Genomic DNA, 21,435 nt, shown 5'->3' on the forward strand with positions numbered 1-21,435 from the left:
CATGAGTTCGCAGCCTCTACCAATTGTAGGTGGATTCGGTCGTCGGAGCCTCGGAGGCCGTCACTTCGCCCCGGCGATACTTGCCGATCACGTCGGTGCGCCGCTCGGCGTCGATTTCGCTCATGCCGCGGGGGCCGAGAAGGTCGCGCGGGTCCGAGATCTGGGCTGCGAGATTGCTCTGCGTCGCGCAGCCGAAGTTCTCGTAGTTCCGGTTCTGGTAGGTATCGCCGAGATCGGTCGGCCATTGGCCGCAGGCGTGGTCGAGCCCGGCCGTCACCGCGTTGAACGAAAGGCGGATGGGGAAGGCCTCGCCGTTGTCGGCGGCCCGGTAGGGCGAGACGAGCACGCGCGAACGCGCAACGCCGGAGCGCGAAAGGACCTTGAGGAGGCTGTCCGACACGATGTCGGCGGCGCGCGCGTTGCGCGTGCCCATCGGCACCTGGACGCGCAGGACGGCCGCTCTCGACGAGCGGAAGCGCGCGGCGAACTCTTCCACCCGCGTCGCGTCGGGATGGGTCAGGCGCGTGTCGGAGGAGGCGACGAGGATGTCGAGGTCCTGCGTGGATTCTCCGACGATGATAGGATGGCGTGAGCGATAGTCGTCCGGAACCGTGTTGACGGCCAGATCCCGCTGCGAGGCGCAGCCGGAAAGGCCGAGCGTGGCCAGAACCAGCCATGCGCCGGCGCAAAACCAGCCGGAGGGAAGCATCGGGCGCGCGATCATTTGTAGATGTATCCCACGGTGCCGTGATAGCGGCCGGCTGGAAGGGCGGATTCGGAATGGCCGTAGACGCGGTTGATCCGGCCGAGAAGGTTGCCCGCGCCATCGGAGGTGAAGGCGAGATTGTCGTCGGGGCGCGCGAGGTCCTGCCGCGCCACCGGCCGCACCAGATAGGGCGTGACGATCACGACGAGCTCGGTCTCGTAGCGCTGGTAGTCGCGCGAGCGGAACAGGGTGCCGAGGATCGGGATCTTTGACAGGCCGGGATAGCCGGAGATCACCTGCCGCATCTCGTCGCGAACGAGACCCGCGATCACCATGGAGCCGCCGGACGGCAATTCGACCGTCGTATCGGCGAGGCGCTTGCGGATGCCAACGAGGTTGACGCCGGGGGCGACGCCGCCGGGGATTGCGTAGGGCGACTCGAAGGTCGGTTCCGACACGGCCGTTCGGATCTTCAGGCTGATGCGGCCGGCCGACAGGACGACGGGGGTGAAATCCAGACCGATGCCGTAGTCGATCTCGCGGTGGCTGTAGTCGACGCTGGCGGCTTCGGTGTCGTAGCCGACGATGGCACCCGCGCTGTTGAGGATGGGCGTCCGTTTGGCGGGCGTTTCGCTCTTGCCGCTGGCGATCGAAAACTCGCCGCCGACCTTGAACGAGGCGCTTTCGCCCGAAATCGCCGTCAGGCTCGGTTCGGCGAGCGTGCGCATGACGCCGGCCTGTTCCAGCGCGCGAAGCTGCGCCGAGATACCGTTGTCGCTGCTGCCGCCGTTGAAGAGGTTGGCGCCGGTATTCGAGATCGCCTTGCCGAGGCCGAACGGATTGTCGGTGGCGGCCGAGAACAGGACGCCGTCCGCGGAAGCGACGCCGACACCGTCGATGCCGAGCTGCTTGACGACGGAGCGCTGCACTTCGGCGACGGTCACCTTCAGCGTCACCTGATCCTCGCCCTGGATCTGGAGAAGATTGACGATCTGGCTGCGCTGGATGGTCGGGCTGATTTGGGAGACACCGCCGACCGAAACGCCGCTGCCGGAGGAACCGGCGTTCGCGGTCTGGACGAACTGGCCGGTGGTCGCCTCGCCGCCGCGCGTGAAGACGGTGGCGAGTTCCACCGCGCGCGCGGCGTCCTGCGCGTTCTCGACCGTGCCGGTGAGGATGACGTTGTCGTTCAGCATCTCGGCGCGAACGTCGGCCGTGGGGATGAAGCGGCGGATCGTGGCTGCCAACCCGCCGATGTCGCGCTCGATCCTGAGGTCGAGGACGGCGATCTCGCGTCCGGCCGCGTCGAAGACGAAGATGTTGGTCTGCCCGATCGCCTTGCCGAACAGGTAGATGCGGCGCGAAGTGCGGGTCACCGCGTCGGCGACGCCGGGATTGGCGACGATGATGTCGTGCGCGTCGCGCGGCAGGTCCACGACCTTGGACATGTTGAGCCCGAGCGACACGGTCTCGTTCAGCCGGTTGACCGAGATCACGGCTCCGCTGCCGGAGGCGGCAGCCGCCTCCAGGCAGGGAAGACCCGCCATGAGAACGCCGAGCGTGATGTTGGCAAGAGGGCGCAGGAGGCGAGCGGCCATCGGTCAGTTCCCGGTGATCAGGTCGGTCGTCTTGCCGTAGCGGACAAGACGGATCCTGGTGGGATCGGGGTTCTTCTCCTGCTCCAGGAGAAAGGCGGCGTAGCCGGGAGAGCCGGGAACGGAGTCGGAGAGCGAGCGCAGGGACAGGACGAGCTTGTCGGTCATCTTCCCTGCCGCCGTCAGGGCCTCGGCCTGGGAGGGGTCGACCTCGAGCGTCGCGGTGGAGCCGACCACGACGCGCTCGCCGTCCTTTTCCTCCACCGTCTGGTCGACCGCCAGGACGCGCAGGTTCTTGAGGACGGTCTGGGTGTCCCAGGACGTCGGCTGGCCTTCCTGAGGCGGCCGCTCGCGCGTCATGATGACGTCGACATGGTCGTTGGGAAGGATGAAGCCGCCGGCCGACGTATCGGCGGAAATCTGAACCGCCACGGCGCGCTTGCCCGACGGGAGGATGGCGGACATGAAGCCTCGATCGGACCGGATCAGCTTGGCGTCGCGGATCGGCTCGCCGGGAAAGAAGCTCTGGCGGGCGATGTTGCCCTTCATGTCGGTCAGCGCATCGGGATGCTGGTCGCGCCGGATGAGGGTTCCCGAAACGCCGTCTTCGGGCCATTTCATCCAGTCGAGCGCGTCGTCGATCCGCGAGCCCATCGGGATCTCGCGCGCGGCGACGAGCACCTCGACGAGCTTGATGGGCGGCTGCGTCGGCTGGGCGGTGATGATGATGGGGTCGGCAGCTTCCGTCCCGGCGAGCTTGAGGGCCAGAAGGCTGGCTCCCACCGCCGCGATCGCCGCAACGCCGAAGACCGCAATGCGCGCAACCCGCATCCCCTGAAACTCCCCACCTCGACGCCGAAACCGGCGGACAGGGAATTAATGAACCATCAACCCTCAAGACATGGTTAACGGACCCGGAATCGATCGGAGACGCGGAAGGCGACAGACAACCAAAAATTCCCGGGATGGGATTGATAGCGGAATTTAAGTCCGCTCAACGATCGTCAGGATGGGACGGCTGCCCACATCGCGGGGAAGACCGCTAGTCCGGCTGTCCCTAAAGCGACACCGTACGGTACGCCGACATCGGCGCTCAACAGACGATCGACAGCCGGTATGCCCGTATTCGCTGTCAAACAGGCCCTCATCACGAGAATGGCGACAGTCAGAAGACCGCCGCCGATCGACATCCAAAACAGGAACTGCAGCAAAATTTCGCTGGGACCGATCCACAGGGCGACTACGGCGATCAACTTCGCGTCGCCGCCTCCCATCCAGCCTGCCGCGAAGCAGGCGAAGGTCACAGCAATGGCGCAGATACCTGCCGCGACGTGCAGCCAAGCCTGCGATCCAGGGATTCCACCAACCATCACGAACAAGGCGAATCCACCTGTCAGGAGGATCGTCAGGCGATTGGGAATGGTCATGCTGATCAGATCCTTGACAGCGGCAAGGATCATGACGGCCGGGAAAAGAAGAAGAACAGTCGTCGCCATTCCTGCACTCCTGCCGCCATTCGAAAGGCGAGGTTGAGCCACTCAACCTCGCCTTGGATATCATCAGGGTACGGTCGTACCGATCTTGGTGCCGATCGCACCGAACTTCGACGAAAGATTCCCACCGAGCGTCGTCGCGCCGGTGATGATCGCGACGCCGATCAGGGCGGCGATCAGGCCGTATTCGATGGCGGTCGCGCCGGATTCGTTCTTGCGGAAACGCTTGAGAAGCTTGAACATTTGGACTCCTGCCCGTTCGGTGAAACTCGTCTTCCCGATGACCCGACGTCGTCCGTCGATCGGTTGGCCCAAACTAGCCACGCCGTACTTGAAGCGGGCTTAAGGAATTCGCTTAAAAAAAACTTACATTTCCGACCCTCCGATCATGGTGAAGGAAGCGGCAATATCGAACGTTAAACCCGACCTTAATCACTGGGGTTCTAGTAACGATCCCGCCGGCATTCGGTGATCGGCGGAGATCGTCTCATGCGCCTGCTCGTCCTGGCCCTCGCCGCCCTGACCCTTTCGCCCCTCACAGCCCGAGCCGAGGAAAGCGGACTGACGGTGGAGGTCGACCACGCCAAGATCCTGCGCATTCCGCGCCAGGCGGCGTCCGTGATCATCGGCAACCCATCCATCGTCGATGTGGCGATCCACGACGCCAACACCCTGGTTCTGACCGGGCGCTCCTATGGCGTCACCAACCTCGTGGTTCTGGACGCGTCGGGCGGGATCGTCGTGGACGACAGCGTGCTCGTCTCCAGCATCGAGGCCCATTCGCTGCGCGTCTACCGGCAGGCCCGGCGCACGACCTATTCCTGCGCGCCGCAGTGCGAGCCGAAGATCGCCATCGGCGACGAGGACGATAGCTACAGGCAGGCGGTCGGGCAGTTCGCGACGCACGACGCGAGGGCCACCGGCGGCAACTGAGGAACCACGCGACGATCGCGACAATTCCTCCCGTCGGCTTTACCGCCTCGCAACGGCTTCTCGCGCAAGCTCGCGCCATGTCAGACCTCCTCGCAGAAAACCTTCTTCCCCGCGAAGGCCGCCCCGTCCCCCGCCGTCGTCCTCGGCTGTGGGGGCGTCCGGCGATGCGCCGCTTCGCGAGGGACAGGGAGGGGGCCACCGCCGTCGAGTTCGCGCTTCTGGCCCTGCCGTTCTTCCTGATCGTCTTCGCGACGCTCGAGATCGCCATGCTGTTCATGGCGGAACTCAGCCTCGACAGCGCGGTGGACCGCGTCGGGCGCGAGGTGCGGACCGGCCAGCTCGATACGACGGACATGACGCAGGAGAAGTTCCGCAAGCATCTGTGCGAACAGATGACCAGCCTGATCGACTGCGCCAAGCTCAAGATCGACCTGCGCTCCTATCCGACCTACGGCGACATCGACCCGGCCCCGCCGGCGGACAACGCGATCGTCTATCAGCGCGGCGGCCCGGGCGAGATCATGGCGTTGCGCGTATACTACGTCTGGCCGCTCCTGACCGACCTGATGCGCGCCGCGATCTCCGGGGGCACCGGGTTCCGCCTCACCAGCATCGCCGCGTTCCGCTCGGAGTATTACTGATGGGCCTCTTCCAGCGCTTCCGGCGCAACGACAGAGGCGTGGCGGCGCTGGAATTCGCCATCGTGGCGCCCATGATCCTGATCCTCTACATGGGCGCCTCGCAGCTTTCGATCGGGGTGACGCTGGATCGAAAGCTCCAGAACATCGCGGCGACCACCACCGACCTCGTTTCCCAATCGCAGGGGGGAACCACCACCAAGGGCGAAATCTCGGCGATCCTGAAGATCGCCCGCGCCATGGTGGAGCCCTACGATTCGGCCGATGTGAAGATCCGGCTGATGTCGGTCTCGGTGGATGCCAAGGGCAAAGCGACCGTGGACTGGACCCCGGTGACGGCGGGAGGGGCCACCGCGCCCAAGAAAGGCGACGTCTACGCTCTTCCAGCAGCCTTTTCCGCGCAACGCTCGCGCTCCTTCGTGATCGCGGAAGTCGAATACACCTATAAGCCGCTCGGGGGCTTCGGACTGCAGAACGCCCTGCCGCTCAAGGAAGCGAGCTACCAGACGCCGCGCACCACGGATCCTTCGTCCGGCATCGTCTGCAGCGATTGCTGAGCGCGGCGCCTTCTGCCCCCGCCTTCCCCGTGCGATAAGAAACTGTCTCGCCAACCGGGGTTGCCAGCGCTTTGGGCCGTGCCTTTCTGATCGTCCTCGATTCCTTCGGCATCGGCAACGCGCCGGACGCCGCCGCCTTCGGCGACGCGGGCGCCGATACGTTCGGCCATATTCGAGACGCCGCCGCCGCCGGCGGGGCCGACAGGCCGGGCCTGCGCGAAGGGTCGCTTCGCCTTCCCAACATGGAACGGCTGGGTCTTCTGGCCGCCGCCGGTCTGGCGGACGCGCTGCCGGGCGCCGGGCTCTACGGCTCGGCCTCCGAGGTCAGCCGCGGCAAGGACACGCCCTCCGGCCACTGGGAGATCGCGGGCGTCCCGGTCCCGTTCGAATGGGGATATTTCCCGCGTACCGTGCCCGCCCTTCCCGCCTCTCTGACGGAAGCCCTCATCCGCGATGGCGACCTATCCGGGATCCTTGGGAACCGGCATGCGTCCGGCACCGAGATCATCGAAGCGGAAGGAGAGGAAAGCATGGCGACGGGCCGCCCCATCCTCTACACGTCCGCCGACAGCGTCCTGCAGATCGCCGCGCACGAGAACGCGTTCGGACTGGAGCGGCTCTACGAGCTCTGCCGCATCGCGCGAGCCCATGTCGACCCCTTGAACATCGGCCGCGTCATCGCCCGGCCCTTCACGGGCGAAACGCGCGCGAACTTCCGGCGCACCGCGAACCGGCGGGATTATTCGGTGCCCCCGCCCGAGGCGACGCTCCTCGACCGGGCGGTGGCGGCCGGACGGCGCGTCATCGCGATCGGCAAGATCGGCGATATCTTCGCCCACCAAGGCATTTCGGAGGTGCGCAAGGGCGACGGCAACATGGCGCTGTTCGACGCGCTCCTGACGGCAGTTCGTGACGCCGCCGACGGCGATCTCGTGTTCGCCAACTTCGTGGACTTCGACATGGTCCACGGCCATCGCCGCGACGTGGCGGGCTATGCCGGCGCGCTGGAAGCCTTCGACCGACGTCTGCCCGAACTGGAAACCGCCCTTCGCCCCGGCGATCTCGCCATCCTGACGGCGGACCACGGCTGCGACCCGACCTTTCCCGGCACCGACCATACGCGAGAGAACGTGCCGATCCTGGGGCTGGGCCCCGGCATCGCGCCCCGTGCGATCGGCCACCGCGCGACCTTCGCCGATATCGGCGAAAGCGTCGCCGCCCATCTCGGGCTCCGGCCCGGCGCGCACGGCACGAGCTTTCTGTAGCGGATGGGCGACGGCCCCGCCCCTTGGCGGAACGCGCGTCTGCGACTAGACCGAAACCTTCGAACCTTGAGGGGCAAACCGCATGGACGGCGTTACCGTCATCGATCATCCGCTGGTGCAGCACAAGCTGACGCTGATGCGCCGGCAGTCGACCTCGACGGCGAGTTTCCGCCGTCTCCTGCGCGAGATCTCGACGCTCCTCTGCTACGAGGTCACGCGCGATCTCGACATCACCACGACCGAGATCGAAACGCCGATGGGTCCGATGACGGCGCCGATCCTGGAAGGCAAGAAGCTCGTCTTCGCCTCGATCCTTCGTGCCGGCAACGGCCTTCTGGAAGGGATGCTCGACCTCGTGCCAGCCGCGCGCGTCGCCCATATCGGCCTCTACCGCGACCACGAAACGCTGCAGCCGGTGGAATACTACTTCAAGGCCCCAGAGGATCTGGAGAACCGCCTGATCATCGTGGTCGACCCGATGCTGGCGACCGCCAACTCGGCGACGGCGGCAATGGACATGCTGAAGAGCCGGGGCGCGCGCAACATCCGCTTCCTCTGCCTTCTGGCCGCCCCCGAAGGTATACAGCGCTTCCGCGACGCCCACCCCGACATCCCGGTCTTCACCGCCTCGATCGACCAGGGCTTGAACGAGAAGGGCTACATCATGCCGGGCCTCGGCGACGCGGGCGACCGGATGTACGGCACGAAGTAGCCCTCAACGCTTTGGCAACCCGCATCGGCGAGGCTGGCAGGCGGCGGGCATGAGGCCCGCTTGGGGTTCGAAAAGCCGGCCGATGTTCAAGCTCCTGCCCGTTCTCGTCGGCGCTTCGGTGGTCGCGCTGGTGTTTCCCTCCGCCTTCGAGCGATATCGCGCCAGCCTCGTCGCGCAAGGAGAAAGCGAGCAGCTCGCCCCGCCGGCGCCCGTCGTCGAGGCGTCGATGCCGCCCTCGAGCGGGCGCATGCTCCGCCTTCAGGCCGGCCCCGACGGGCATTTCCGCGCGCAGGCGCGCATCGAGGGCGTTGCAGAAGACGTCCTGATCGACACGGGCGCGACCTATGTCGCGCTGGGTGCCATGACCGCGCGCCGCCTCGGCTTGCGCGTGGGTCCCGGCGACTTCGTGCATCAGGCCCGGACGGCGCAGGGGACGGTGCCGGCGGCGCTCGCGCGGGCGCGCCGCATCTCGCTCGGGTCCATCGAACTCCGCGACGTCGAGGTGATGGTGATCGACGGCAAAGGGCCCGAGGTGACGCTTCTGGGGATGAGCTTCCTCAACCGGCTCGCGCGCTTCTCCGTCGAGAACGAACGGATGACCCTCGCGCAGTAGCGCTTCAGGCGAAACGATCGAGGACGGCGGGTCTGGGATCGAGCGCCTGGCCAAGGGCGATCGCGCGAGCGACGCCAGCGATCGCCCGATCGGCCTCCGCCGGCGTTCGCGCATGCACGAAGCCGAGCGGATCGCCGCGCGACAGACGTGTTCCAAGCGGGGCGATGCGGGCAAGGCCGACGGCGGGATCGATCGGATCACCCGGCTTGGCGCGGCCGCCGCCCAGCTCCACCACGACCATTCCCAGCGCGCGCGTGTCGATCCGAGACACGAACCCGTCCTCGCCGGCCGGCACGGGGCGAACGATCGGCGCCTGTGCCAGATGGGCGTCCGGGCGTTCCAGGAGATCGGCAGGCCCGCCGAGCGAAGCGACCATCCGCGCGAAGCGCTCGGCGGCGCGCCCGCTGGACAGCGCCTCGCGCGCGCGTTTCTCGCCCTCGGCCGTATCGGCGACGAGCCCAGACGACGCGAGGGCTTCGGCAGCGAGCGCGAGCGTTACGGTCTCCAACCGCGCGTCGCGGCGTTCTTCGGTCAGGAAGCGAACGGCGTTGCCGATCTCAAGCGCGTTGCCGGCATCGCCGGCCAGGGGCTCGTCCATGTTGGTGACAAGCGCGGTGCAGCGCAGGCCCGCGCCGTTCGCGACGTCCACGAGCGCTCGGGCAAGCGCCCTCGCCTCTCCCTCGTTCGCCATAAAGGCGCCGGAGCCGGTCTTCACGTCGAGCACCAGGGTGCCGAGACCGGCCGCGAGCTTCTTGGACAGGATGGAGGCGACGATCAGCGGCACGGATTCGACCGTAGCCGTCGTGTCGCGCACCGCGTAGATCCGCCCATCCGCCGGCGCCAGCCGCGCCGTCGGGCCGACGATGGCGCAGCCCGCCTCGCGAACGGTGCGACGGAAGGGTTCGGCGTCCGGGGTCACGTCGTATCCCGGAATGGCCTCCAGCTTGTCGAGCGTTCCCCCGGTATGTCCGAGGCCCCGGCCGGAGATCATGGGCACGAAGGCGCCGCAGGCCGATAGGATCGGCGCGAGCATCAGGGAAACGTTGTCGCCGACCCCGCCGGTGGAATGCTTGTCGAGAACGGGTCCGGGCAGATCTGCCCAATGGAGGACGTCGCCGCTGTCGCGCATCGCCAGCGTCAACGCCACCGTCTCGACCGGCGTCATGCCTTGCAGGAAGACAGCCATGGCGAAGGCGGCGATCTGTGCGTCCCCGATCCGCTCGTCCGCGACGCCGGAGACGAAATCGGCGATGTCGGCCGGCGCGAGGGCGCCGCCGTCGCGCTTGGTGCGGATGATCTCGGTGGGGAGGCGCATCAGCCGGCGAGGTCCGGCAGCGCCTGCGCAAGGATGCGGGCAAGGCGCGCGCCGCCTTGCGGGGCGACCTCCTTGGTTTCGGCGTGGCTGAGCTCGGCGCCGGTGATGCCGGCTCCCATGTTGGTGACGACGGAAGCGGCGACGACGCGAAGGCCGAGGAAACGCGCCAGGATGGTTTCCGGCACGGTGGACATGCCGACCGCGTCGGCGCCGAGCACCCGCGCCATGCGGATTTCGGCCGGCGTCTCGAAGGAGGGGCCGGAGAACCACATGTAGACGCCGCGATGCAGCCCCTCCCCCGCCCGCTCGGCGGCTCGGAGCATGGCGGCGCGCAAGGTTTCGTCGTAAGCGGTCGTCATGCCGACGAAGCGCGCGTCCGACGCCTCGCCGATCAAGGGGTTGCGACCGGAAAAGGCGATATGGTCCTCGATCAGCATGACCTCGCCCGGACGAATAGCGGGGTTCACCGAGCCGGCGGCGTTGGTGAGGATCAGGATCTCGACGCCGATCGCTTTTAACGCTTCCAGCGCCGGCCGCATGGCGGCCGGATCGCCGGCCTCGTAGTAGTGGATGCGGCCCGACAGGATGACGATCTCGACGCCGGCCACGCGCCCCGCCACCACCTCGCCGGCATGACCGCTCACCGCCGAGCGGGGCATGCCGGGCAGGTCGGCGTAGGGAATGCGGATCGGGTCTTCGACCGCGTCCACCAGCGCGCCAAGGCCGGAGCCGAGAACGAGCGCGATTTTCGGCGCGCGGGCCTCGATCCTTTCGCGCAAGGCGGCAGCCAGATCCACCATCAAACGGCGTCCCGCGGAAAGGCCTTGGGCAGGAGTTCGTCCATCAGCATGGTCTCGATCACGCCCTCCGCCGCATCGCACAGGAAGACGCGCGTTTCGGGCCGGGCGAACTCGGCGATGCGCTGGCGGCATCCCCCGCAAGGGGAGCAGGCGCGCAGGCGCTCGGCCACCACCGCGATCTCGGCGATCCGACCGCCGCCGTCCATCACCATGTGGGCGATCGCGGTGGTTTCGGCGCACCAGCCCTCGGGGAAGCTCACCACCTCGATGTTGCACCCCGAATAGATCCGCCCGTCCTCCGTGCGCAGCGCGGCGCCGACGGGAAAGTTGGAATACGGGGCGTGGCACTTCCGCATGGCCGCGCGCGCCTTCAGGAACAGGTCTTCGGACATCGCTTTGGGCCTTCGAAGCTGGAGAACGGAGCGCGGATCAGCGCTCCTTGACGTAGGGCACGCCGCCGGCCTTGGGCGGGCGCGACTTGCCCACGAAGCCGGCGAGCAGGATCACCGTCAGGATATAGGGCAGCGCCTGGACGAACTGCGGCGGGATCTGGCCGATGCCGGGCAGCGGCGTCGTCTGGAGGCGGATCGAGGCGGCATCCAGAAAGCCGAACAGGAGGCAGGCGAGAAGCGTCGGCACCGGCTTCCAGTTGGCGAAGATCAGCGCCGCAAGCGCGATGTAGCCGCGCCCCGCCGTCATCTCGCGGGTGAAGCCGGCGGACTGGGCGATGGCGAGATAGGTGCCGGCAAGGCCGGTCAGAACGCCGCAGACGATCACCGCGCGGTAGCGCAGCCACGCGACCGAGATGCCGGCCGTATCCACTGCGCCGGGATTCTCACCAACGGCGCGAAGGCGCAGCCCGAAGCGCGTGCGATAAAGCACCCACCAGGTGAGCGGCACCGCCAGGAAGGCGAGCCAGACCAGAGCGTTCTGGCCGGACAGGAGGCCGGAATACACGAAGCCAAGGACGGGAACGCCCTGCAGCGCCTCGGCACCCGGCAGGTCGATCCCGAGGAAGCGCTGCGCGGCCCCGAGCGGCGGCGTCACGCCGCCCTGCATGAACCATGCGCTGCCGAGGATGATGGTGAGGCCCGAGGCGATGAAGTTGAGCGCGACGCCCGACACGACCTGATTGCCGCGATAGGTGATGGACGCCAGCCCATGCACCAGCGAGAACAGGACGGCGGTGCCGACGCCAGCTAGGAGCCCGACGATCGCCGAGCCTGATACGGCGGCGGCCGAGGCGGCGGCGAAGGCGCCGGCCAGCATCTTGCCTTCCAGCCCGATGTCGAACACGCCGGAGCGTTCGGAATAAAGCCCGGCGAGCGCGGCGAAGATCAGCGGCGTCGAAAGGCGGATCGTGGAATCCAGAAGGTTGAGAAGCCCGAGCGCGTCCATCAGCGTGCCTCCCCGCCGGCCGGCTTCGGGCCCGTTTCGGGCAGCCGCACGAAGCCGTAGAGCCGCCCGACGCCCGGCCGCAGCATGTTTTCGAGCGCGCCGGCAAAAAGGATCACGAGGCCTTGGATGATGACGATCATGTCGCGCGAGATGGTCGGCATGTCGAAGGCGAGCTCCGCCCCGCCCTGATACAGGACGCCGAACAGAAGGGCGGCAGGGATGATGCCGGCCGGATGCCCGCGCCCCATCAGCGCGACGGCGATGCCGACGAAGCCGGCGCCGGCCGGAAAGTTGAGCTGGAGGCGGTACTGGTCGCCCATCACCGAGTTCAGCGCCATCAGGCCGGCAAGACCGCCGGAAATCAGCATGATGGTGACGACGAGGCGCGTTTCGCGCATGCCGGCATAACGCGCGGCGGACGGCGAGAAGCCGAGCGTTCGGATCTCGTAGCCGAGGCGCGTGCGCCAGATCAGCACCCAGACCGCGAAGCTCGCAGCAAGCGCTACGAAGAAGGTGACGTTGAGCGGGGCGCCGCCGAGATCGAAGCCGAGCGTCTCGAACAGCCCGCCGAGTTTGGGCAGTTGCCCGCCGATGTCGAACTGGCGCGTTTCGGGCTGCATCGTGCCGAGCGGGCGCAAGGGGCCGACGAGGAGATAGACCATCAGCGCCGAGGCGATGAAGTTGAACATGATCGTCGTGATGACGACGTGGCTGCCGCGCCGGGCCTGAAGATAGCCCGGCACGAACGCCCAGGCCGAGCCGACGGCGAAGGCGGCGACCACCGCCAGCGGCAGGTTCACCCACCAGGGCAGGACGGAGCCGAGATTGAGCGCGACGAGCGCGACGCCCAAGCCGCCGACATAGGCTTGTCCCTCGCCGCCGATGTTGAACAGGCCGCCATGGAAGGCGACGGCAACGGCCAAGCCGGTCAGGATGAAGTTGGTCGTGTAGAACAGCGTGAAGCCGAAGCCCTCGCCATAGCCGAAGGCGCCGCGCAGCATGAGCCGGGCGGCCTCGACCGGGCTTTCGCCGACCGCCAGGACCACGAGCCCTGCCACCAGAAAGGCGACGACGACGTTGAGAAGCGGAATGACGCCATGGTCGATCCAGGCGGGCAGTTTGGCATAGGGTCGGCTCATGCCGGCTCCTCGGAAGACTTCGTCAGGTCGATATGCCCGCTTTCGCTAAGCGGAAAGAACGGGTTGTAGGCGAGTTCCCAAAGGTGCCCGTCGGGATCGGCGAAATAGCCGGAATAGCCGCCCCAGAACACCGTCTCCGGCGGCTTCACGGGGTTCGCGCCGGCCTTCACCGCCGCCTCGAACAACCGGTCGGTTTCGGTTTCGGAGGGAAGATTGATCGCCAGCGTCACACCGCGGAAGGCCGGCAAGGCTTCGGCTCGAAGGCCGGCGTCGGCGGCCAGATCGGCGAGGCCGAACAGGGACAGGACGATCCCCTCCCCCTGCAGGAAGACGACGCTCTCGTTGCCGGCCTCGGTGCGAACCCAGCCGAGCGCCTCGTAGAAGGCGGCGGAGCGTTCGAGATCGGAGGCGCCGAGCGTGATCAAGGTGACGCGCGCGTCCTTCATTCGGCGGCCTCGCGGCCCGTCTCGCCGGCCATCAGGAGGCCGATCTCGCCTTCGCCGGCATCCGGCCCGCACTCGCCGACGATGCGGCCGGCGAACATCACGAGGATGCGGTCGGCGAGCGAGCGGATCTCGTCGAGCTCGACCGACACGAGAAGCACGCCCTTTCCGGCATCGCGCATCTCGACGATGCGGCGATGGATGAACTCGATCGCGCCGACATCGACGCCGCGTGTCGGCTGGCCGATCAGAAGCACGGACGGATCGCGCTCCATCTCTCGCGCGAGCACGATCTTCTGCTGGTTGCCGCCGGAAAAGTTCGCCGTCTTCAGGTCGGGCGACGGGGGGCGGATGTCGTAGGCCGCGATCTTGGCCTCCGCGTCGCGGCGGATCGCACCTGGGTTCAGAAACGCGCCCGAGCCGAAGGCGGGATCGCGGTGATAGCCGAGAATGGCGTTCTCCGCTTCGGTGAAGGGCAGGACGAGACCGACATGGTGCCGGTCCTCCGGCACATGGGCGAGGCCGCGCCGGCGCATGTCGGCGGGGTCGAGATCGCCGGTCGGATCGAGCGTTTCGCCCCCGAGACGCATCGTCCCGCGCTCGGCGCGGCGGATGCCCGACAAGGCTTCCAGAAGTTCCGACTGCCCGTTGCCGGCCACGCCCGCGATGCCCACGATCTCGCCCGCCCGAACCTCAAACGACACGTCGTCCACCATGCGCACGCCGCGCCCGTCGCGCACGCACAGCCCCTCGACCGCCAGAAGTGGCGCACCGGCTTGCCTCTGCGTCTTGTCCACCCGGAGAAGAACGCGGCGCCCGACCATCAGCTCGGCAAGCTCGCCGGCATTGGTGTCGCGCGTCGCGCGGGTCGCCACGATCTCGCCCCGGCGCATCACCGAGACGTTGTCGGTGACGTCGAGGATCTCGCGCAGCTTGTGGGTGATGAGGACGATCGTCTTGCCCTCGGCCCGCAACTGGCGAAGCACGGCGAAGAGCTGGTCGGCCTCGGCCGGCGTCAGAACGCCCGTCGGCTCGTCGAGGATCAGGATCTCGGCGCCGCGATACAGCGCCTTCAGGATTTCCACCCGCTGCTGGAGGCCGACGGGAAGCTCCTCCACCAGCGCGTCCGGATCGATCGCCAGCCCGTGCTCGCGCTCCAGACGCCCGAGTTCGGCGCGCGCGCGGCGGATGCCGGAGGACAGGAAGCCCGACTGTTCGGCGCCGAGCATGATGTTTTCGAGGACAGTGAAGGTTTCCACCAGCATGAAGTGCTGATGGACCATGCCGATGCCGGCCGCGATGGCGGCGTTGGAATCGGGGATGGTCGCCGGCTTGCCATCGATGCGGATCTCGCCGCTGTCGGCCTGGTAGAAGCCGTAGAGGATCGACATCAAGGTCGACTTGCCGGCCCCGTTCTCGCCGACGATGCCGTGGATCGTTCCCTTCTGGACGGATAGGTTGATGTCGCGATTGGCGCGCACCGCGCCGAAGCTCTTGGAAATGCCGATCAGCTCGATCGCAGCCGCCATGCCGATCTCAGGTTCCGTTGCCTATGTTTCGGGCGACTCTATCGAGGCGCCTGCAACAGCGCCAGCGCACTTTTCGCTTGGCCCCCTCGTCAAAGCACCTTGATCCACCGCCTTCGCTGGGGCCAGGAAAGGCGCAACGCCATTCGCCGCCAAGAGGCACCATGTCCGACACACCTCGCCCGCCGCGCCAGACGCGCGCCGACTACCGCGCCTTCGTTCCCATCTCCACCCGCTGGTCGGACAACGACATGTTCGGCCACATGAACAATGCGGCCTACTACACGTTCTTCGACACGGCGGTGACGAGCTGGCTGTTTTCCACGAAGCTTTCGTCGAAGGACTCGATGTTCTTCGTCGCCGAGACCGGCTGCCGGTATCTGGCGGAAGTCCGCTACCCCGACCGGGTCACCGTCGGCCTGCGCGTCGGCTATCTCGGCTCTTCCTCGGTGCGCTACGAGATCGGCATCTTCCGCGAGGACGACGACCAGACGGCGGCCGAGGGTCTTTTCGTCCACGTCCACATCGACAAGGCGACGCGGCGCCCGGCCCCGTTGCCGGACGAACTGCGCGAAGCGCTGGGAGCGCTTCTTCCATGAGCGGCGAGGATCGCCTGACCGAACTCGAGATCGCTCTCGCCCATCAGACGCAGACGGTGGAGGAACTGTCGACGGAGATGGCGAACCAGGGCGCGCGAATCGAGCGCCTGGAGAAATCGATCAAGGCGCTGGTCGGGCGCCTTCTGGAGCTGGAGGAAAGTGCGGCGCCCCGGGCGGAGATCACCAAGCCGCCGCACTACTGAAGTCTACGGCAGGCGCGCGACCCGCTCCGTCAGGAGGGCGTAGAACGCGTCCGCATCGCCTGAGCGCACGAAGAAGGCGTTCTTCGGGCGATCCGTCACGCCCCAATAGTCCGCGACGGTCATTCCGCGCGTCAGCGCACTGCCTGTCTCGACCTCGATGTTGACGCGCCGCCCTTCGAAGATCTCGGGGCGAACGAGATAGGCGGTGACGCAGGGGTCGTGCAGCGGCGCGCCATCCCAGCCGAACTTCTGAAGGTCGTAGGTTTGCGAGAAGCTCAACATCGCCGCGACCGCCGCGCCGGACTTCGTTCCGAGCGCTCGGAACGCTTCGATGCGCGGCAGGGTCGAATGCATGCCATGCGTCGCGTCGAGCGGCAGGACGGTCAGGTCCACGCCGCTGGCGAAGACCGATGCCGCCGCTTCCGGGTCGACATAGATGTTGAACTCGGCCGTCGGGGTGACGTTGCCGACCTCGAAATAGGCGCCGCCCATGAGGACGATGCCTTGGAGGCGCTCGGCGATGTCGGGCGCCTTCAGAAGCGCCAGGGCGACATTGGTCAGCGGCCCGAGCGCCGCGATCGTCACGCTTTTCGGCTCGTGCGCGCGCACCGTGTCGATGATGAAGTCCACGCCGTGTCCGCCCTGCAGCGGCGTGGAGGGCGGCGGCAGGTCCGGCCCGTCGAGACCCGTCTCTCCATGGACATGCTCGGCGGTGACGAGCGGGCGCAGGAACGGGCGCTCCGCGCCGGCGTGGACCGGAATGTCCGACCGGCCGGCGAGTTCGACGATGCGCCGCGCGTTGGTCTCGGCCAGATGCAAGGGCACGTTGCCCGCGACCGCCACGATACCGAGGATGTCGAGCTCGGGCGATCCGAGCGCGGCCAGGATCGCGATCGCGTCGTCCTGTCCCGGGTCGGTGTCGAAGATGATCTTGCGCGTCATGGTGCGTCCTCGGCTGGCTTCGTCGGCCGCCGATAGCATTCCGGCGGCCGAACGCGAAGCGGCGCCCGCGAAGGGGCGCCGCCGAGCCGATTTCCGCTCTCGATCGAAGCGATCAATACGGGCAGCTGTTGTCCGTGTTGTAGTTGTGGACCTGGATCGTGCCGGCGATGATGTCGGCCTTGGCCTTTTCCACGGCAGCCGTCATCTCGGGCGTGATCAGGTCCTTGTTGTTGTCATCAATCGCATAGGCGACGCCGTCCTCCTTCAGGCCGAGCGTCTGCGTGCCCGCCGTCCATTGACCGCCCTGGGCATCCTTGAACGCCTGGTAGACGGCGTTGTCGACGCGCTTGACCATGGAGGTCAGGACCTTGCCGGGATGCAGCGCGTTCTGATTGGAGTCGACGCCGATGCCGAGCTTACCGGCGTCCGCCACCGCCTGAAGAACGCCGATGCCCGTCGCGCCCGCCGCGTGGAAGACGACGTCCGCGCCCTGGTCGATCTGCGAGCGGGCGAGCTCGCCGCCGCGCACCGGATCGTTCCAGGCGGCGGCCGTCGTGCCCGTCATGTTCTCCAGATACTTGGCGTCCTTGCGCGCGGCCAGGACCCCGCCCTTGTAGCCGCAGGCGAAGTTGCGGATCAGCGGAATGTCCATGCCGCCGACGAAGCCGACCGTGCCGGTCTGCGACTTGAGGCCGGCCAGCATGCCGACGAGGTAGGAGCCCTCCTCCTCCTTGAACAGGAGCGAGCGCACGTTCGGGCGGTCCACCACCGTGTCGATGATGGCGAACTGGAGGTCCGGATATTCCTTGGCCACGTTTTCCATCGCCGCCTGCTGGGCGAAACCGACGCCGATGATCGGCGAGTTGCCGTCGCGCGCGAAGCGGCGGAGCACCTGCTCGCGCTGCGTTTCGTTCTGCATCTCGAACTCGCGGTAGGCGACGCCCGTTTCCTGCTTGAAGCGCTCGGCGCCGTTATAGGCCGCCTCGTTGAACGACTTGTCGAACTTGCCGCCGAGATCGAAGATCACGGCCGGCTTGAACTCGGCGGCGGACGCAGCGCCGCCAAGACCGATCGAGCAGGCGGCCAAAAGGCCGGCGAGAAGATGCTTCATGGAACTCTTCGTATCCCTGTTGCGCCACAAGCGGTCGATCCCGATCGCCGCCGGCCCGACCGAAGGCGGGCGTACCAGCGGTGAAACTGGCACGCCCGGGGAAAACGCGCATCAAAAATCGCAAGACATGGTCAAGGCGGGGGTCGGCTGCCCCATGGCCCGCCCTTATTCGGCAGCGACTGCCCCCAGCCCCACCGGGCAGCTCACGCCCGTTCCGCCAAGGCCACAATAGCCGCGCGGGTTCTTAGCGAGATACTGCTGATGGTAGTCTTCCGCATAGAAGAACTCGGGCGCGGGCAGGATTTCGGTGGTGATCTCGCCTCGGTGCCCGGCCTTGGCGAGCGCCGCCTGATAGGCGTCGCGTGCGAGGTCGGCCGTCTCGTGCTGGGCTTCGTCGGTATAATAGATGCCGGAACGATACTGCGTGCCGACGTCGTTGCCCTGGCGCATGCCCTGCGTCGGGTCATGCGATTCGAAGAAGGTCTTGAGCAGCGCTTCAAAGGACACCTTCGCCGGGTCGTAGACCACCAGCACCACCTCGTTGTGGCCGGTCCTGCCCGAGCAGACCTCCTCGTAGGTCGGGTTCGGCGTGGCGCCCGCGGCGTAGCCGACGGCCGTCGTCACGACGCCGGGAAGCTGCCAGAACTTGCGCTCCGCGCCCCAGAAGCAGCCGAGGCCGAAGATCGCGGTTCGCGAACCGTCCGGAAACGGCGGTTTCAATCCGGCGCCCGACACGTGGTGCCGGTCGGCCGTCGCAATGGCGTCCGGGCGGCCCGGCAGCGCCTCGTCGGCGGTCGGAAGCGTCGTCTTCTTCATGAGTCTGTCGAGAAAGGACATCGATTCCATCTTCCTGTTCGAGGGTCTAGTTGCGCGCGATGCGACGTCCCGGCCGGCCCAAAGCCAGAAGGACGATCCCCGCCATTCCGAACACGACCGATGCCGGCTGGCGGCCGAGAGCACCGTTCAAGGTCGCGCCGCGCCCGTCCGAAGCGAACACACCGCTTGCGGCCTGCGCGGGCGGCCCATTGGACGGAAGCGGCATCCCGATGGTCTGCGCGGCTTCCTCGATCGTCATCAGGACGGTTCGATTGGAGGCGAGGGACCGTGCGATGTCCCCCACCGCAAAGATCGTCCCGATCGCCAGCACAAGACAGCCGATCAATCGCAGGGCCCAAGCGATCAACCTCATCTTTCCCCCTTGCCGCTTCGCATCGTCATGCAGGCGAACGCGCCTGCCTTGAGCATGGATATGGTGCCCATCCCGCTTCGGCACAACACGGAACCTGCCGCCGTCCCGCAACATGGGCCGCTTCCCATCGGTCACGGGGCGTCACGGACGCTTCGACCGACCAGCGCCCGAAATGCGTCCGCGAGGCGCGAAAACCGCTTGCCAGTCCGAGCATTCCGATGATAGTTCGCGCCGACCGAACCGGTGACATGCGGGAAAAGGGCTCAGGCCTTCCCCTCATCGTTTCAGGAGGGGTGGCCGAGTGGTTGAAGGCGCACGCCTGGAAAGTGTGTATACGGGAAACCGTATCGGGGGTTCGAATCCCCCTCCCTCCGCCACCTAGTCTGCTCTCCGGGCTTCGGATTGAGGCCGTGCGTAAACGCCGACGGTTCCGCCCATTTGACAACCCAAAGCGCACTCCGGAGACCAACCAGACCCTGTTTGCACCTTAAGAAATGGCCCCATTCTCCGTTCGGCGAAAACGGGGTTCGGTTTATTTTCGGCGGAGTAAGGCGGCTTAGTGGTGAGACCTGCAAAGTCGGTTTTGGGCCAGAAGCTGACAGGGGGCTTCTGGGTTGATCACGCTGGAAGCTGTCATTCCCGAAACGACCCGTCCGCGCTGTCCCACACCCTCCGGCCCGATCCCGGAAACGACTTTTGCCGACGGGGCGGCCACTCGCCGCTGCCTGCGTCCCGGGTTCCGATGGTTTGATTGCTGAGCCTGCCTCCGTTGCTCGGCACCTCGAAGGCACTCGTTGATGAGGAAGCAGCCGCGACGCTTCGTGGGCGCTCCTCGTTACGAACGCTCGTCCGCCGTCCGACATGCCGTCAGATCAGCACGCTCCGGCACGAGGCGCTGACAGGAAGAGATCAAAAGACCTTCGGTGGTAGAACATACATACCTACCGTTCACTTGGCTGCTATCGTCAGGAACTATCCGCTAAAGGGTCTTGAGAAGTCGCAGGAGCGCGAGCATCTCGATGGGACTCCCGCGCTTGAACGCGATATAGCTCGCCTGCCGTGCGCCGTGGAACCTACGCTTGAAGGCGGCCTGTCCCTGCAGATTGAAGATCTTCTCGTTGACACGCCGGGAGCGGAACGCCTGCTCGAAGGACCGACGCCAAAGGTGGCTTTCCGGGAAGGTGCTGGCTTCGATATCAGCCAAGGGCGACAGTCCGAACGACAAGCGGACCCGGCCCTCCTCCTTGAACCGGTCGGCGGCGAACTTGGTCAGGCCGATCTCCGCGTGGGCTGATGTTCCAACGAGCTTGCGTTTGAAAGCCGACGTATACCCAATGACCTCCCCGTTTTTGAAGATCGGGTCGAAGTCGAGAATGGCGATCGCATGGCCGTCGGGATGCACGATCATGAACCGACGCATATGCGGGCCGAGACGAGTCTCGAACGGTCGGTTCAAGAACCGCATCTCACGGCGGCTGACGATGCGCCCCTTCCGCCAGTTGGCGGAGATATGGCGGACCTGCTCGCTGTCCGCGATCGATCCGTCGCACTCCGCGATTTGGTAGCCTTTCTTGCGTAGCCACGTTTCAGAATAGCGGATCGTTTCGTTTCGTTTGCCCGCAAACGAATGCGTGGCGAGGTGCAAGTCGCTTTCGATACCCATCTGATTGATGCGATAGCCGAGGTCAGCCAGGACGCTGGCGGTGGGGCCACCGACCTGAACGAAGCATGGCCGAGGCATCTCGGCGACGAAGCGGCGGATGTAGTCCGCCCTCTCGTCTTCGCTTGCAACGGGATCGCCAAGGACGAAAGCGTGACCCATCTTGGTCGCGAAGGCAACATAGCCGTTCATGTCGCCGAAGTAGCTGAGTCCGGGCTGCACGACCGTGGAATAGGCCAGCGAGAAGTCGCCATGGTTCATGCACAGGCGCAGTCGGGTCGCAAAATCGGGCTCGAAGGCGGTGACCGGCGGAAGGCGGCCTTCCAGCCAGGCATCCATCATCGATTTGAAGTTTGGCATGCGTCCGTAGTTCCCGCGTAGCCTCGGAAGCCAACAGCCAGTTCGCCTCCCTCCAAATGACGGTTCGCTTTCCACGGCGAAGACGCATAGTCAATCATCGCCTGTCGGCGCCCGAGCGGATCTTCATGAGCCAAGAACCCATCGTCAGAGACGTCGTGATCATCGGATCCGGATTGGCCGGCTTAACCGCGGCTTACGCGATGCGCCGGCGTGGCATCGAGCCGCTCGTTCTCGAAAG

General features: G+C 66.6%; 25 protein-coding genes and 1 tRNA gene. 9 read left to right on the forward strand and 17 right to left on the reverse strand.

Translation table 11 applies throughout. The features are described 5' to 3' along the window. Positions 1 to 16: 16 nt before the first annotated feature. The 5 genes from H7A85_RS11555 to H7A85_RS11575 all read right to left on the reverse strand — a co-directional run bounded on the left by H7A85_RS11555 (position 17) and on the right by H7A85_RS11575 (position 4,037). Positions 17 to 724 (reverse strand): CpaD family pilus assembly lipoprotein, encoded by a 708-nt coding sequence (locus H7A85_RS11555; RefSeq protein ID WP_182086074.1) that lies wholly within the window; start codon positions 722 to 724, stop codon positions 17 to 19. Continuing rightward, positions 721 to 2,304: a type II and III secretion system protein family protein gene (locus H7A85_RS11560; protein ID WP_182086075.1), complete on the reverse strand. Its 1,584-nt coding sequence runs from the start codon at positions 2,302 to 2,304 to the stop codon at positions 721 to 723. Before H7A85_RS11560 ends, H7A85_RS11555 begins: the two co-directional genes overlap by 4 nt. A gap of 3 nt (positions 2,305 to 2,307) precedes the next feature. Then, positions 2,308 to 3,132: a Flp pilus assembly protein CpaB gene (gene cpaB, locus H7A85_RS11565; RefSeq protein ID WP_182086076.1), complete on the reverse strand. Its 825-nt coding sequence runs from the start codon at positions 3,130 to 3,132 to the stop codon at positions 2,308 to 2,310. 173 nt (positions 3,133 to 3,305) lie between these two features. Next, on the reverse strand, positions 3,306 to 3,797 hold the full coding sequence (locus H7A85_RS11570) for a prepilin peptidase (RefSeq protein ID WP_182086077.1): 492 nt from the start codon (positions 3,795 to 3,797) through the stop codon (positions 3,306 to 3,308). A 63-nt stretch (positions 3,798 to 3,860) separates the two neighbouring features. Next, complete coding sequence (locus tag H7A85_RS11575; RefSeq protein WP_182086078.1) at positions 3,861 to 4,037, reverse strand: Flp family type IVb pilin; 177 nt, start codon at positions 4,035 to 4,037, stop codon at positions 3,861 to 3,863. Positions 4,038 to 4,283: 246 nt separating this feature from the next. On the opposite strand from H7A85_RS11575, the gene H7A85_RS11580 reads away from it, so the two are divergent. The 6 genes from H7A85_RS11580 (at position 4,284) to H7A85_RS11605 (ending at position 8,512) form a co-directional block, all read left to right on the forward strand. Continuing rightward, positions 4,284 to 4,727, forward strand: a complete 444-nt coding sequence (locus tag H7A85_RS11580; RefSeq protein ID WP_182086079.1) for a pilus assembly protein N-terminal domain-containing protein — start codon at positions 4,284 to 4,286, stop codon at positions 4,725 to 4,727. A 164-nt stretch (positions 4,728 to 4,891) separates the two neighbouring features. Next, on the forward strand, positions 4,892 to 5,368 hold the full coding sequence (locus H7A85_RS11585) for a TadE/TadG family type IV pilus assembly protein (protein WP_182086080.1): 477 nt from the start codon (positions 4,892 to 4,894) through the stop codon (positions 5,366 to 5,368). Beyond that, positions 5,368 to 5,922, forward strand: coding sequence for a TadE/TadG family type IV pilus assembly protein (locus H7A85_RS11590; protein ID WP_182086081.1), 555 nt, complete (start codon positions 5,368 to 5,370; stop codon positions 5,920 to 5,922). Before H7A85_RS11585 ends, H7A85_RS11590 begins: the two co-directional genes overlap by 1 nt. A 71-nt stretch (positions 5,923 to 5,993) precedes the next feature. After that, on the forward strand, positions 5,994 to 7,187 hold the full coding sequence (locus H7A85_RS11595) for a phosphopentomutase (RefSeq protein WP_182086082.1): 1,194 nt from the start codon (positions 5,994 to 5,996) through the stop codon (positions 7,185 to 7,187). Between the two features lie 82 nt (positions 7,188 to 7,269). Further along, complete coding sequence (upp, locus tag H7A85_RS11600) at positions 7,270 to 7,899, forward strand: uracil phosphoribosyltransferase (protein WP_182086083.1); 630 nt, start codon at positions 7,270 to 7,272, stop codon at positions 7,897 to 7,899. Positions 7,900 to 7,981: 82 nt separating this feature from the next. Next, on the forward strand, positions 7,982 to 8,512 hold the full coding sequence (locus H7A85_RS11605; protein WP_182086084.1) for a TIGR02281 family clan AA aspartic protease: 531 nt from the start codon (positions 7,982 to 7,984) through the stop codon (positions 8,510 to 8,512). A 4-nt stretch (positions 8,513 to 8,516) separates the two neighbouring features. Here H7A85_RS11605 and deoA read toward each other — a convergent pair whose 3' ends face one another. Genes deoA through H7A85_RS11640 form a run of 7 tightly spaced genes read right to left on the reverse strand, consistent with a single transcriptional unit; the run spans position 8,517 to position 15,136 of the window. Then, positions 8,517 to 9,827, reverse strand: coding sequence for a thymidine phosphorylase (deoA, locus tag H7A85_RS11610; protein ID WP_182086085.1), 1,311 nt, complete (start codon positions 9,825 to 9,827; stop codon positions 8,517 to 8,519). Continuing rightward, positions 9,827 to 10,627, reverse strand: coding sequence for a purine-nucleoside phosphorylase (locus H7A85_RS11615; RefSeq protein ID WP_182086086.1), 801 nt, complete (start codon positions 10,625 to 10,627; stop codon positions 9,827 to 9,829). Before H7A85_RS11615 ends, deoA begins: the two co-directional genes overlap by 1 nt. Continuing rightward, on the reverse strand, positions 10,627 to 11,019 hold the full coding sequence (locus tag H7A85_RS11620; protein WP_182086087.1) for a cytidine deaminase: 393 nt from the start codon (positions 11,017 to 11,019) through the stop codon (positions 10,627 to 10,629). The genes H7A85_RS11615 and H7A85_RS11620 overlap by 1 nt, the downstream gene beginning before the upstream one ends. A 37-nt stretch (positions 11,020 to 11,056) precedes the next feature. After that, the gene (locus tag H7A85_RS11625) at positions 11,057 to 12,025 is read right to left on the reverse strand and encodes an ABC transporter permease (RefSeq protein WP_182086088.1); all 969 of its coding nucleotides are present in this window, start codon (positions 12,023 to 12,025) and stop codon (positions 11,057 to 11,059) included. Further along, a complete protein-coding gene (locus H7A85_RS11630; RefSeq protein WP_182086089.1) occupies positions 12,025 to 13,164 on the reverse strand; it encodes an ABC transporter permease in 1,140 nt (379 codons plus the stop codon). Before H7A85_RS11630 ends, H7A85_RS11625 begins: the two co-directional genes overlap by 1 nt. After that, positions 13,161 to 13,610, reverse strand: a complete 450-nt coding sequence (locus tag H7A85_RS11635; protein WP_182086090.1) for a VOC family protein — start codon at positions 13,608 to 13,610, stop codon at positions 13,161 to 13,163. The genes H7A85_RS11630 and H7A85_RS11635 overlap by 4 nt, the downstream gene beginning before the upstream one ends. Beyond that, positions 13,607 to 15,136: an ABC transporter ATP-binding protein gene (locus tag H7A85_RS11640; RefSeq protein ID WP_182086091.1), complete on the reverse strand. Its 1,530-nt coding sequence runs from the start codon at positions 15,134 to 15,136 to the stop codon at positions 13,607 to 13,609. Before H7A85_RS11640 ends, H7A85_RS11635 begins: the two co-directional genes overlap by 4 nt. 161 nt (positions 15,137 to 15,297) lie before the next feature. Between H7A85_RS11640 and H7A85_RS11645 the strand changes: the two genes are divergently transcribed. Both H7A85_RS11645 and H7A85_RS11650 read left to right on the forward strand, forming a co-directional pair. After that, positions 15,298 to 15,732, forward strand: a complete 435-nt coding sequence (locus tag H7A85_RS11645; protein ID WP_182086092.1) for a thioesterase family protein — start codon at positions 15,298 to 15,300, stop codon at positions 15,730 to 15,732. After that, positions 15,729 to 15,935, forward strand: a complete 207-nt coding sequence (locus H7A85_RS11650; RefSeq protein ID WP_182086093.1) for a SlyX family protein — start codon at positions 15,729 to 15,731, stop codon at positions 15,933 to 15,935. Before H7A85_RS11645 ends, H7A85_RS11650 begins: the two co-directional genes overlap by 4 nt. A 3-nt stretch (positions 15,936 to 15,938) precedes the next feature. Here the strand turns inward: H7A85_RS11650 and H7A85_RS11655 are convergent, their stop codons facing one another. From H7A85_RS11655 to H7A85_RS11670, 4 genes are all read right to left on the reverse strand, one after another. After that, a complete protein-coding gene (locus H7A85_RS11655) occupies positions 15,939 to 16,877 on the reverse strand; it encodes a nucleoside hydrolase (protein WP_182086094.1) in 939 nt (312 codons plus the stop codon). Positions 16,878 to 16,989: 112 nt separating this feature from the next. Then, a complete protein-coding gene (locus H7A85_RS11660; RefSeq protein ID WP_182086095.1) occupies positions 16,990 to 17,988 on the reverse strand; it encodes a BMP family ABC transporter substrate-binding protein in 999 nt (332 codons plus the stop codon). Positions 17,989 to 18,153: 165 nt separating this feature from the next. Further along, a complete protein-coding gene (gene msrA / locus H7A85_RS11665; protein WP_182086096.1) occupies positions 18,154 to 18,825 on the reverse strand; it encodes a peptide-methionine (S)-S-oxide reductase MsrA in 672 nt (223 codons plus the stop codon). A gap of 25 nt (positions 18,826 to 18,850) precedes the next feature. Further along, positions 18,851 to 19,177, reverse strand: a complete 327-nt coding sequence (locus tag H7A85_RS11670) for a hypothetical protein (protein ID WP_182086097.1) — start codon at positions 19,175 to 19,177, stop codon at positions 18,851 to 18,853. A 287-nt stretch (positions 19,178 to 19,464) separates the two neighbouring features. Here H7A85_RS11670 and H7A85_RS11675 point away from each other — a divergent pair. Next, a tRNA-Ser gene (locus H7A85_RS11675) sits at positions 19,465 to 19,554 on the forward strand. A gap of 602 nt (positions 19,555 to 20,156) precedes the next feature. Here the strand turns inward: H7A85_RS11675 and H7A85_RS11680 are convergent. Continuing rightward, the gene (locus tag H7A85_RS11680) at positions 20,157 to 21,272 is read right to left on the reverse strand and encodes a phosphatidylglycerol lysyltransferase domain-containing protein (protein WP_244631134.1); all 1,116 of its coding nucleotides are present in this window, start codon (positions 21,270 to 21,272) and stop codon (positions 20,157 to 20,159) included. Positions 21,273 to 21,435 lie beyond the last annotated feature (163 nt).

The organism is Aureimonas sp. ME7 (assembly GCF_903970965.1).
Lineage (GTDB): Bacteria > Pseudomonadota > Alphaproteobacteria > Rhizobiales > Rhizobiaceae > Aureimonas.

Coding starts and splice junctions, on each gene's coding strand:
- H7A85_RS11555 (WP_182086074.1), bottom strand. CDS start 724: ATGATCGCGCGCCCGATGCTTCCCTCCGGCTGGTTTTGCGCCGGCGCA.
- H7A85_RS11560 (WP_182086075.1), bottom strand. CDS start 2,304: ATGGCCGCTCGCCTCCTGCGCCCTCTTGCCAACATCACGCTCGGCGTT.
- cpaB (WP_182086076.1), bottom strand. CDS start 3,132: ATGCGGGTTGCGCGCATTGCGGTCTTCGGCGTTGCGGCGATCGCGGCG.
- H7A85_RS11570 (WP_182086077.1), bottom strand. CDS start 3,797: ATGGCGACGACTGTTCTTCTTCTTTTCCCGGCCGTCATGATCCTTGCC.
- H7A85_RS11575 (WP_182086078.1), bottom strand. CDS start 4,037: ATGTTCAAGCTTCTCAAGCGTTTCCGCAAGAACGAATCCGGCGCGACC.
- H7A85_RS11580 (WP_182086079.1), top strand. CDS start 4,284: ATGCGCCTGCTCGTCCTGGCCCTCGCCGCCCTGACCCTTTCGCCCCTC.
- H7A85_RS11585 (WP_182086080.1), top strand. CDS start 4,892: ATGCGCCGCTTCGCGAGGGACAGGGAGGGGGCCACCGCCGTCGAGTTC.
- H7A85_RS11590 (WP_182086081.1), top strand. CDS start 5,368: ATGGGCCTCTTCCAGCGCTTCCGGCGCAACGACAGAGGCGTGGCGGCG.
- upp (WP_182086083.1), top strand. CDS start 7,270: ATGGACGGCGTTACCGTCATCGATCATCCGCTGGTGCAGCACAAGCTG.
- H7A85_RS11605 (WP_182086084.1), top strand. CDS start 7,982: ATGTTCAAGCTCCTGCCCGTTCTCGTCGGCGCTTCGGTGGTCGCGCTG.
- deoA (WP_182086085.1), bottom strand. CDS start 9,827: ATGCGCCTCCCCACCGAGATCATCCGCACCAAGCGCGACGGCGGCGCC.
- H7A85_RS11615 (WP_182086086.1), bottom strand. CDS start 10,627: ATGGTGGATCTGGCTGCCGCCTTGCGCGAAAGGATCGAGGCCCGCGCG.
- H7A85_RS11620 (WP_182086087.1), bottom strand. CDS start 11,019: ATGTCCGAAGACCTGTTCCTGAAGGCGCGCGCGGCCATGCGGAAGTGC.
- H7A85_RS11625 (WP_182086088.1), bottom strand. CDS start 12,025: ATGGACGCGCTCGGGCTTCTCAACCTTCTGGATTCCACGATCCGCCTT.
- H7A85_RS11630 (WP_182086089.1), bottom strand. CDS start 13,164: ATGAGCCGACCCTATGCCAAACTGCCCGCCTGGATCGACCATGGCGTC.
- H7A85_RS11635 (WP_182086090.1), bottom strand. CDS start 13,610: ATGAAGGACGCGCGCGTCACCTTGATCACGCTCGGCGCCTCCGATCTC.
- H7A85_RS11640 (WP_182086091.1), bottom strand. CDS start 15,136: ATGGCGGCTGCGATCGAGCTGATCGGCATTTCCAAGAGCTTCGGCGCG.
- H7A85_RS11645 (WP_182086092.1), top strand. CDS start 15,298: ATGTCCGACACACCTCGCCCGCCGCGCCAGACGCGCGCCGACTACCGC.
- H7A85_RS11650 (WP_182086093.1), top strand. CDS start 15,729: ATGAGCGGCGAGGATCGCCTGACCGAACTCGAGATCGCTCTCGCCCAT.
- H7A85_RS11655 (WP_182086094.1), bottom strand. CDS start 16,877: ATGACGCGCAAGATCATCTTCGACACCGACCCGGGACAGGACGACGCG.
- H7A85_RS11660 (WP_182086095.1), bottom strand. CDS start 17,988: ATGAAGCATCTTCTCGCCGGCCTTTTGGCCGCCTGCTCGATCGGTCTT.
- msrA (WP_182086096.1), bottom strand. CDS start 18,825: ATGTCCTTTCTCGACAGACTCATGAAGAAGACGACGCTTCCGACCGCC.
- H7A85_RS11670 (WP_182086097.1), bottom strand. CDS start 19,177: ATGAGGTTGATCGCTTGGGCCCTGCGATTGATCGGCTGTCTTGTGCTG.